The sequence below is a fragment of the bacterium genome (assembly GCA_024224155.1).
Lineage (GTDB): Bacteria > Acidobacteriota > Thermoanaerobaculia > Multivoradales > JAHEKO01 > CALZIK01.
The window spans coordinates 1-9,282 of record JAAENP010000241.1 but is presented as its reverse complement, the minus strand read 5'-3'; the positions used below and the strand labels follow the sequence as shown (position 1 = coordinate 9,282).

6 protein-coding genes are annotated in these 9,282 nt (G+C 62.7%); all 6 read left to right on the top strand.

The window, feature by feature from the left end; all coding sequences use genetic code 11:
- The coding region (locus tag GY769_12800; GenBank protein MCP4202798.1) for a DNA-directed RNA polymerase subunit beta at window positions 1-1,491 on the top strand (1,491 nt) is incomplete at its 5' end.
- Between the two features lie 35 nt (window positions 1,492-1,526).
- Window positions 1,527-5,708 (top strand): DNA-directed RNA polymerase subunit beta', encoded by a 4,182-nt coding sequence (gene rpoC, locus GY769_12795; protein MCP4202797.1) that lies wholly within the window; start codon window positions 1,527-1,529, stop codon window positions 5,706-5,708.
- 179 nt (window positions 5,709-5,887) lie between these two features.
- Window positions 5,888-6,262, top strand: coding sequence for a 30S ribosomal protein S12 (locus GY769_12790; protein ID MCP4202796.1), 375 nt, complete (start codon window positions 5,888-5,890; stop codon window positions 6,260-6,262).
- Window positions 6,263-6,275: 13 nt separating this feature from the next.
- Complete coding sequence (rpsG, locus tag GY769_12785) at window positions 6,276-6,746, top strand: 30S ribosomal protein S7 (GenBank protein MCP4202795.1); 471 nt, start codon at window positions 6,276-6,278, stop codon at window positions 6,744-6,746.
- Between the two features lie 128 nt (window positions 6,747-6,874).
- A complete protein-coding gene (gene fusA / locus GY769_12780) occupies window positions 6,875-8,944 on the top strand; it encodes an elongation factor G (GenBank protein MCP4202794.1) in 2,070 nt (689 codons plus the stop codon).
- A 78-nt stretch (window positions 8,945-9,022) separates the two neighbouring features.
- Window positions 9,023-9,282 (top strand): elongation factor Tu (tuf, locus tag GY769_12775; protein ID MCP4202793.1); only part of this gene is annotated, 260 nt, incomplete at its 3' end.

The following is a 9,282-nucleotide window of genomic DNA, read 5'->3' as shown; positions in this document are numbered from 1 at the left end:
TTCGAGGACGCTATCGTGGTCTCGGAGCAATTGGTCAAGGAGGACAAGTACACCTCGATCCACATCGAGGAGTTCGAGACCTCTGCTCGGGACACCAAGCTCGGTCCCGAGGAGATCACCCGCGACATCCCGAACGTCTCGGAGTCGGCACTCAAGGACCTCGACGAGAGCGGCATCATCCGCATCGGCGCCAAGGCCGGTGCCGGCGACATCCTGGTCGGCAAGGTCACGCCCAAGGGCGAGACCCAGCTGACGCCGGAGGAGAAGCTGCTGCGGGCGATCTTCGGCGAGAAGGCGGGCGACGTCCGCGACGCCAGCCTCAAGGTGCCGCCGGGCATCGAGGGCATGGTGGTCGACGTCAAGATCTTCTCGCGCAAGGGCGTCGAGAAGGACCACCGGGCCCAGGAGATCGAGGAAGAGGAGATCGCCCGGCTGCAGAAGAACATCAAGGACGAGGTGCGGATTCTCACCGAGGAGCGCAACAAGAAGATCCTCGACTTCCTGGCCGGCGACAAAGTCCTTGCCGACGTCTCGACGCGGGACGGCGAGCCGCTGCTGGGGAAGGGCCAGAAGATCACCCATCAAGCGCTCTCGCGACTGACCCGGGCGGAGATCCTGCGCCTGCCGCTGGGCGATTCCAAGAAGCACGACACGGTGGAGAAGATCTACCGCAAGACGGAATCGCACATCGACGTCATCCACCGGGTCAACGAGGAACGGGTGGCGCTGTTGCAGAAGGGCGACGAGCTGCCCCCCGGCGTCATCAAGCTGGTCAAGGTCTACGTCGCCATGAAGCGCAAGCTCCAGGTCGGAGACAAGATGGCCGGCCGCCACGGCAACAAGGGCGTCATTTCGAGGATCCTCCCCGAAGAGGACTTGCCCTATATGCCGGACGGTACGCCGGTCGAGATCGTGCTCAATCCCCTCGGCGTGCCGAGCCGGATGAACGTCGGCCAGATCCTGGAGACCCATCTGGGGTGGGCCGGCAAGGCGCTCGGGGTGAAGTTCGCGACGCCGGTCTTCGACGGCGCCAGCGAGAAGCTGCTGAAGGAGTACATGTCCGAAGCCGGCCTGCCGTCGTCGGGCAAGACGCGGCTCTATGACGGCGTGACCGGAGAGGAGCTCGAGCAGAAGGTCGCGGTCGGCTACATCTACATGCTCAAGCTCTCGCACCTGGTCGACGACAAGATCCACGCGCGGTCGATCGGTCCCTACTCGCTGATCACCCAGCAGCCCCTGGGCGGCAAGGCGCAGTTCGGCGGCCAGCGTTTCGGGGAAATGGAGGTCTGGGCGCTCGAAGCCTACGGCGCGGCCTACACGCTGCAGGAGCTGCTGACCGTCAAGTCCGACGACGTCGAGGGACGCAGCCGCGTCTACGAAGCGATCGTCAAGGGCGAAGTTCCCGAGGATCCGGGGCTGCCGGAATCGTTCAACGTGCTGGTTCGCGAGCTGCAGAGCCTGTGCCTGGACGTCGAGCTGCTCAAGGCGTAGAAGTATAGAGCTTCGTTTTCAGCGAGGAGGCAACGTTGCAGTCACACCACTTTTTCGATAAGCCGCAGTCGCTCAGGGACTTCAACTCCATCCGCATCTCGGTGGCATCGCCGGACAAGATCGGCTCCTGGAGCTTCGGCGAGGTCACCAAGGCGGAGACCATCAACTACCGCACCTTCAAGCCGGAGCGGGACGGTCTCTTCTGCGCCAAGATCTTCGGTCCGGTCGTCGACTGGGAGTGCCTGTGCGGCAAGTACAAGCGCATGAAACACCGTGGCGTCATCTGCGACAAGTGTGGCGTCGAGGTCACTCGCTCGCGCGTCCGCCGCGAGCGGATGGGGCATATCGAGCTCGCCGCTCCGGTGTCTCACGTCTGGTTCTTCAAGGGTCTGCCGTCCCGCATCGGCCAGCTGGTCGATCTCAGTCTCCGCGATCTCGAACGCATCCTCTATTTCGAGAGCTACGTCGTCGTCGATCCGGGCGAAACCGAGCACGCCGTCGGTGAGCTCCTGACCGAAGAGGCCTATCGCGAAGTGATGCGCGAGTACCCGGATGACGAGACCTTCGACGCTCGCATGGGTGCCGAGGCGATCAGAGACCTCCTGAGTCGCATCGATCCCGATGAGCTCAGCGAGGAGCTGCGCATCGTCATGCGGACCGAGACCAGCCAGATCCGGCGCCTCAAGGCGGCCAAGCGTCTCAAGGTCGTCGACGCCTTCCGCAAGAGCGGGCACCGTCCGGAGTGGATGATTCTCGAGGTCATTCCGGTGATCCCGCCTGAGCTGCGACCTCTCGTGCCGCTCGATGGCGGCCGCTTCGCCACCAGTGATCTCAACGATCTCTATCGGCGGGTGATTAACCGCAACAACCGGCTGCGCAAGCTTCTCGAGCTCCACGCGCCGGAGGTCATCGTGCGCAACGAGAAGCGCATGCTGCAGGAAGCGGTCGACGCACTGTTCGACAACGGACGTCGTGGAAGAGTCCTCAAGGGCTCCAACAACCGGCCGCTGAAGTCGCTCTCGGATACCCTCAAGGGCAAGCAAGGCCGTTTCCGCCAGAACCTACTGGGCAAGCGCGTGGACTACTCCGGCCGTTCGGTGATCGTCGTCGGTCCCGAGCTCAAGCTCAACCAGTGCGGCCTTCCCAAGAAGATGGCGCTCGAGCTGTTCAAGCCTTTTATCTACAACCGACTGGAGGCCAAAGAGCTGGTCGGGACGATCAAGGCTGCCAAGGAGATGGTGGAGCGAGAGGAAGACGCGGTCTGGGATGCCCTGGAAGAAGTCATCAGCGACCATCCAGTGCTTCTCAATCGCGCGCCGACCCTGCATCGCCTGGGCATTCAGGCCTTCGAGCCGACCCTTGTCGAGGGCAAGGCAATCAAGATCCATCCTCTCGTCTGCGCGGCGTTCAACGCCGATTTCGACGGCGACCAGATGGCCGTGCACGTGCCGCTGTCGACGAAGGCGCAGATCGAGAGCCACGTGCTCATGCTGTCGGCCAACAACATCCTCTCGCCCGCCAACGGGCGGCCGCTGGCGGTCCCGAGTCAGGACATGGTTCTGGGCGGGTACTACCTCACGATGCGCAAGGAAGGTGCCAAGGGAGAGGGGCGTCTGTTCTCGGACTTCGACGCGGTGACCCTGGCGCTCCACGAGGGGCTGGTCGAGACTCAGAGCCAGGTTCGGGTTCGATACACCGGTCCGTACATCAACCTGCAGCCCCAGTACAACGACCAGGATGTCATGCACGGTGAGCTCGAGCAGCTCGATGGCGCGATCATCGAGACCACGGTCGGCCGGGTGATCTTCAACTCGCACCTGCCGGAGGAGCTTCCGTTCGTGAACGGTCTGCTCAAGAAGCGGGGGCTTCAGGAGCTGGTCGGTTACTCCTACGTAAACCACGGCCACGAGTTGACCGTGAAGATGCTCGACGACATCAAGGAGGTCTGCTTCTACTACGCCACCAAGGCCGGTGTGTCCTTCGGCATCGACGACATGCTGATTCCGAGCGCCAAGGTCAAGCTGATCGATAGAGCTCGCAAGCAGGTTCTCCAGATCGAGAAGCAGCGCACCGGCGGTGTGATCACGGCCGGTGAGCGGCACAACAAGATCATCGACATCTGGCACCGGGTAACGGAGAGCGTCTCCGAGGAGATGTTCGTCGAGATGGCGGCGGCCGAGGATATGTCAGGCGAGTTCAACCCGATTCGGCTGATGGCCGATTCGGGCGCGCGGGGCTCGCGCGAGCAGGTCCGACAGCTGGCGGGTATGCGTGGTCTGATGTCCAAGCCCTCGGGAGAGATCATCGAAACCCCGATTACGGCCAACTTCCGTGAAGGCCTATCGGTCATCCAGTACTTTATTTCGACCCACGGCGCTCGCAAGGGCCTGGCCGACACCGCGCTCAAGACGGCCGACTCCGGCTACCTGACGCGCCGGCTCGTTGACGTGGCCCAGGACGTCATCGTCACCGCGGAAGACTGCGGCACCTTCGACGGCATCGTGGTCGGGGCGATCATGGAGGGTGGCGACATCCTCGAGCCGCTCCGCGACCGGATCGTCGGGCGCTTCAGCCAGGACACGATCTTCGATCCCACCCAGGGAGAGAAGCTGATCGACGTGGGCGAGTTCGTCACCAGCGAGAAGGCCGGCCAGATTCAGGCGGCCGGTATCGAGCGGGTGAGGATTCGCTCGGTCCTGACCTGCGAGACCCGGCGCGGGGTGTGTCAGGCATGCTACGGGCGCAATCTCGCGACCGGCAGCGTGGTCGACATCGGCGAGGCCGTCGGCGTCATCGCCGCGCAGTCGATCGGTGAGCCCGGCACCCAGCTGACCATGCGTACCTTCCACTACGGTGGTACCGCGAGCCGCGTGTCCGAGCAGTCCAAGCATCACGTCAAGAGACCTGGCCGGGTCAAGTTCATCAACGTCAACACGGTAGAGAGCAAGAACAAGGAGCTGGTCGTCGTGAACCGCAACGGCAAGCTGGTCGTGGTCGACGACAAGGGCCGCGAGCTCGAGCGTTACGCGCTTACCTACGGTTCCCATCTCCTGGTTCGGGAAGGCGACGAGGTCGAGCCCGGGCAGGCGGCGGTCGAGTGGGATCCTTTCACTTCGGCTGTCCTCACCGAGATCGCCGGTACAGTACGTTTTCACGACATTCTCGAGGGCGAAAATGTCCGCGAAGAGACCGATCGGGTCACCGGCCTGTCCCAGCGCATCATCGTGGACTCGCCGCAGGCCGAGAAGCGCGCCCCGGCGATCGAGGTCACGAGTCGAGGCAAAGAGGAGCGCCGCTATCTCTTGCCGACCGGGTCCCACCTCGTGGTCCAAGACGGCCAACGAGTGAATCCGGGCGATGTTCTCGTCAAGATCCCGCGCGAGACCACGAAGACCAAGGACATCACCGGCGGTCTGCCGCGCGTGGTCGAGCTGTTCGAGGCTCGCAACCCCAAGGAGCCGGCGATCATCAGCGAGATCGACGGCGAGGTCCACCTCGGCGAGATCAAGAAGGGGATGCGCGAGGTCCAGGTCAGGAGTGATTCCGGCGAGGCGCGCGAGTACCTGGTCCCGCGGACCATTCACGTCAACGTCCAGGAGGGCGAGCGGATCGCAGCCGGCGATCCACTGATCGACGGTGCCATCAACCCCCACGACATCCTCCAGGTGCTCGGCGAGACCGAGCTCCAGAGGTACCTCGTCGACAAAATCCAGGAGGTCTACCGCTCTCAGAGCGTGGCCATCAACGACAAGCACATCGAGGTCATCGTCCGTCAGATGATGCGCTCGGTGAAGATCGTTGAGGTCGGCGACACCGAGTTCCTGATCGACGAGCAGGTCGACCGCTGGAGGTTCCGCGAAGAGAACGAGCGGGTTCTGGCCGCAGGGGGCACCCCGGCGATCGGCAAGCCCATGCTGCAAGGTATTACAAAGGCTTCGCTGTCGACCCAGAGCTTCATTTCGGCCGCCAGCTTCCAAGAAACCACGCGGGTTCTGACTGAAGCCGCGATTTCGGGCAAGGTCGACCACCTCTTGGGGCTGAAGGAGAACGTCATCGTGGGCCGATTGATCCCGGCCGGTACGGGCATGGAGAGATACCACGACTTCCACGTCACAGAAGAGGTCATCGAGGTCGAGGACGAGGAAGATTCCATGCTCTTCGAGTTCGGAGAAGACGAGATCCGGGCCTTGCCGCAGGAGGTCGCCGAACCGAAGTAGAGTCTTGACTAAGCAGCCGTACGGTTGCTAACCTTCGCCTTCCGCTCTGTGGTCCCCTTGAGGAGGGGACCCGCCAGGGTTTCTGTCTTTTTACAGCCCCCCTGACAAGTCGCTCGAGAGTGCGAAAGAGCGGTTTCGCGTGCCGACAGGTGCGCACCGGTTTTAGGAGTACTTGAGGAATGCCAACGATTTATCAGCTCGTGCGCAAGGGGCGCGAAAAGCAGGTCGCGAAGACCAAGAGTCCGGCTCTGCAGCGCTCGCCGCAGAAACGCGGCGTCTGTGTTCGCGTCTACACCCAGACTCCCAAGAAGCCGAATTCGGCGCTGCGCAAGGTGGCGCGCGTGCGGCTCACGAATGGGATCGAGGTGACGACCTACATCCCGGGTGTCGGGCACAATCTGCAGGAGCATTCGATCGTCTTGATTCGCGGTGGTCGCGTAAAGGACCTCCCCGGCGTTCGCTATCACGTCGTGCGCGGCACGCTCGACGCGGTCGGAGTCGACGATCGACGCCAAAGCCGTTCGAAGTACGGCGCCAAGCGACCGAAGGCCTAAGGAGAGTAGTTAGATGTCGAGACGTGGCGCAATTCCCAAGCGAGAGATCCTGCCGGATCCTCTGTACAACTCGCAGCTTGTGACGAAGTTCGTCAGCGTGCTCATGAAAGACGGCAAGAAGAGCACGGCCGAGCGGTTGCTCTACAAGGCCCTGGAGACGATTCGCGAACGAACGGACGATGATCCAATGAAGGTCTTCAAGAAGGCGATCGAGAACGTCAAGCCCGCGGTCGAGGTGAAGTCCCGGCGGGTCGGCGGTTCGACCTATCAGGTGCCGATCGAAGTTCGCCCGAACCGGCGGCTGGCCCTTTCGTTGCGCTGGTTGCTGAAGAGTGCCGCGAGCCGAGGCGAGAAGACCATGGACATGCGCCTGGCGGGCGAGTTCATGGACGCTGCCGAGAACCGTGGCGCGGCAATGAAGAAGAAGGACGACACGCACAGGATGGCGGAGGCCAACAAGGCGTTCGCGCACTATCGCTGGTAAGACGTTTCTCGTAGACATAGAAATAGCGGAAACTCGGTTTCAGCGACAGCGGTTGTCCGCTGTCGCTGTCGTGCCTAAAAAGGCCGGGCCGAAAACCAAGAACAGACGAAGAACTCAAGAGCAGAATCATGTCCCGGCAAGTGGCACTCGACCAAACGCGAAATATCGGCATCATGGCCCACATCGATGCCGGTAAGACGACAACGACCGAGCGCATCCTCTATTACACCGGTGTGAACTACAAGATCGGTGAGGTGCACGAGGGCACCGCGACGATGGACTGGATGGTCCAGGAGCAGGAGCGGGGAATCACAATCACTGCTGCGGCGACGACGTGTTTCTGGAACGACTTCCGGATCAACATCATCGACACTCCCGGACATGTCGACTTCACGGCCGAGGTCGAACGGTCACTCCGCGTCCTCGACGGCGCCGTGGCGGTCTTCGATGCGGTTGCCGGAGTCGAGCCGCAGTCCGAGACGGTCTGGCGGCAGGCCGACCGCTACGGCGTGCCCAGAATCGCCTTTGTCAACAAGATGGACCGCGTCGGTGCCGACTTCGATCGCTGCGTCGACATGATGAAGTCCCGCCTCGGTGCTTCGCCGGTGCCGATTCAGATTCCCTGGGGCGCCGAGGACAACCTGAAGGGCGTGATCGACCTGGTCGAGATGCGCGGCATTCTCTACAAGGACGAGAACCTGGGAGCCGAGTTCGAGCTGGTCGACATCCCGGACGAGCTCAAGGAGAGGGCACTCGATCTGCGCGAGAAGATGGTCGAGGCGATCGCCGAGACCGACGACGGCCTGCTTGAGAAGTACCTGTCGGGCGAAGAGATCACGGTCGAGGATTTGAAAAATGCGCTGCGCCAGGCCACGGTGAACAACGGTCTTCAGCCCGTCATGTGCGGCAGCGCGTTCAAGAACAAAGGCGTCCAGCCGCTACTGGACGGAGTGATCGACTACCTGCCTTCGCCGTTGGATGTGCCTCCGGTCGAGGGCACCGACACGCTCGGAGCCGTGCTCGAGCGGCCGGCGAGCGACGACGAACCCTTTGCGGCGCTTGTTTTCAAGATCATGACCGACCCCTTCGTCGGTCAGCTGGCCTACATCCGGGTCTACTCCGGACACGTCGAGCAGGGCATGTCGATCCTGAACGTGTCGAGCGGCAAGAAGGAACGGATCGGCCGCCTTCTCAAGATGCACGCGAACAAGCGCGAAGAGGTGTCGGAGGTCTGGGCCGGCGACATCGCCGCTGCGGTAGGTCTGAAGAACGTCAAGACCGGAGACACGATTTGCGATCCGAAGTCCGAGATCGTGCTCGAGGCGATGACGTTCCCCGAGCCGGTGATCTCGGTCTCGATCGAGCCCAAGACGAAGGCCGATCAGGAGAAGCTGGCGCTCTCACTGGACAAGCTCCAGCAGGAAGATCCGACGTTTCGGGTTCATACCGAGCCGGACACCGGCCAGACCCTGATTTCGGGCATGGGCGAGCTCCATCTCGAGATCTTGACGGATCGGCTACTGCGGGAGTTCAAGGTCGGTGCGACTGTCGGCCGTCCGCAGGTTGCCTACAAGGAGAGCCTTACTGCCGAAGCCGCTGGCGAGGGGCGTTTCGTGCGCCAGAGCGGCGGCCGCGGCCAGTTCGGCCACTGCAAGGTCCGGGTCCGCCCGACCGATGTCGACTTCAAGTTCGAGAACCGAATCACCGGTGGTGCGATCCCGCGCGAGTTCATCAAGCCGGTGGAGCAGGGCATTCGAGAGGCCATGGAATCCGGCACGCTGGCCGGATATCCGGTGACCGGCGTCGAGGTGGAGCTGTACGACGGCACGTTCCACGAGGTGGACTCGTCCGAGGTCGCCTTCAAGATCGCCGGTTCCATGGCCTTCCAGGATGCCGCCAAGAAGGCGAGCCCGGCGCTTCTCGAGCCCACCATGGCGGTCGAGGTGGTCACACCGGAGGACTACATGGGAGATGTGATCGGAGATATCACTTCGCGTCGTGGCCGGGTCCAGAGCATGGAAGCGCGCGGCAATGCCCAGGTCATCAAGTGCATGGTGCCGCTCGCCGAGATGTTCGGCTACGCCACGGACTTGCGCTCCCGCACCCAAGGGCGGGCCACGTACACGATGCAGTTCGCGAGCTACGAGCAGGCTCCCAAGACGATCAGCGAAGAGGTCGTGGCCAAGGCGGCCGGATAACCCGGCGGGATAGCAGTCAACCAACCGACAAGCAGACGAATCAAGCAGAGGAAATCAAGGAAACCGGAGGACGAGGGCATGGCGAAGGAGAAGTTTGAGCGGACGAAGCCGCACGTGAATATCGGCACGATCGGTCACGTGGATCACGGCAAGACGACGTTGACGGCGGCGATCACGAAGCAGTTGGCGACGAAGGGCCTGGCGGAGTTCACGGCGTTCGACGACATCGACAAGGCGCCGGAGGAGCGCGAGCGTGGGATCACGATCGCGACGGCGCATGTGGAGTATCAGACGGAGAACCGTCACTACGCGCATGTGGACTGCCCGGGCCATGCGGA

Bases quoted from the DNA above. Each gene is read 5' to 3' on its own strand.
- GY769_12790 (MCP4202796.1), top strand. From the start codon at position 5,888: ATGCCAACGATTTATCAGCTCGTGCGCAAGGGGCGCGAAAAGCAGGTC.
- rpsG (MCP4202795.1), top strand. From the start codon at position 6,276: ATGTCGAGACGTGGCGCAATTCCCAAGCGAGAGATCCTGCCGGATCCT.
- fusA (MCP4202794.1), top strand. From the start codon at position 6,875: ATGTCCCGGCAAGTGGCACTCGACCAAACGCGAAATATCGGCATCATG.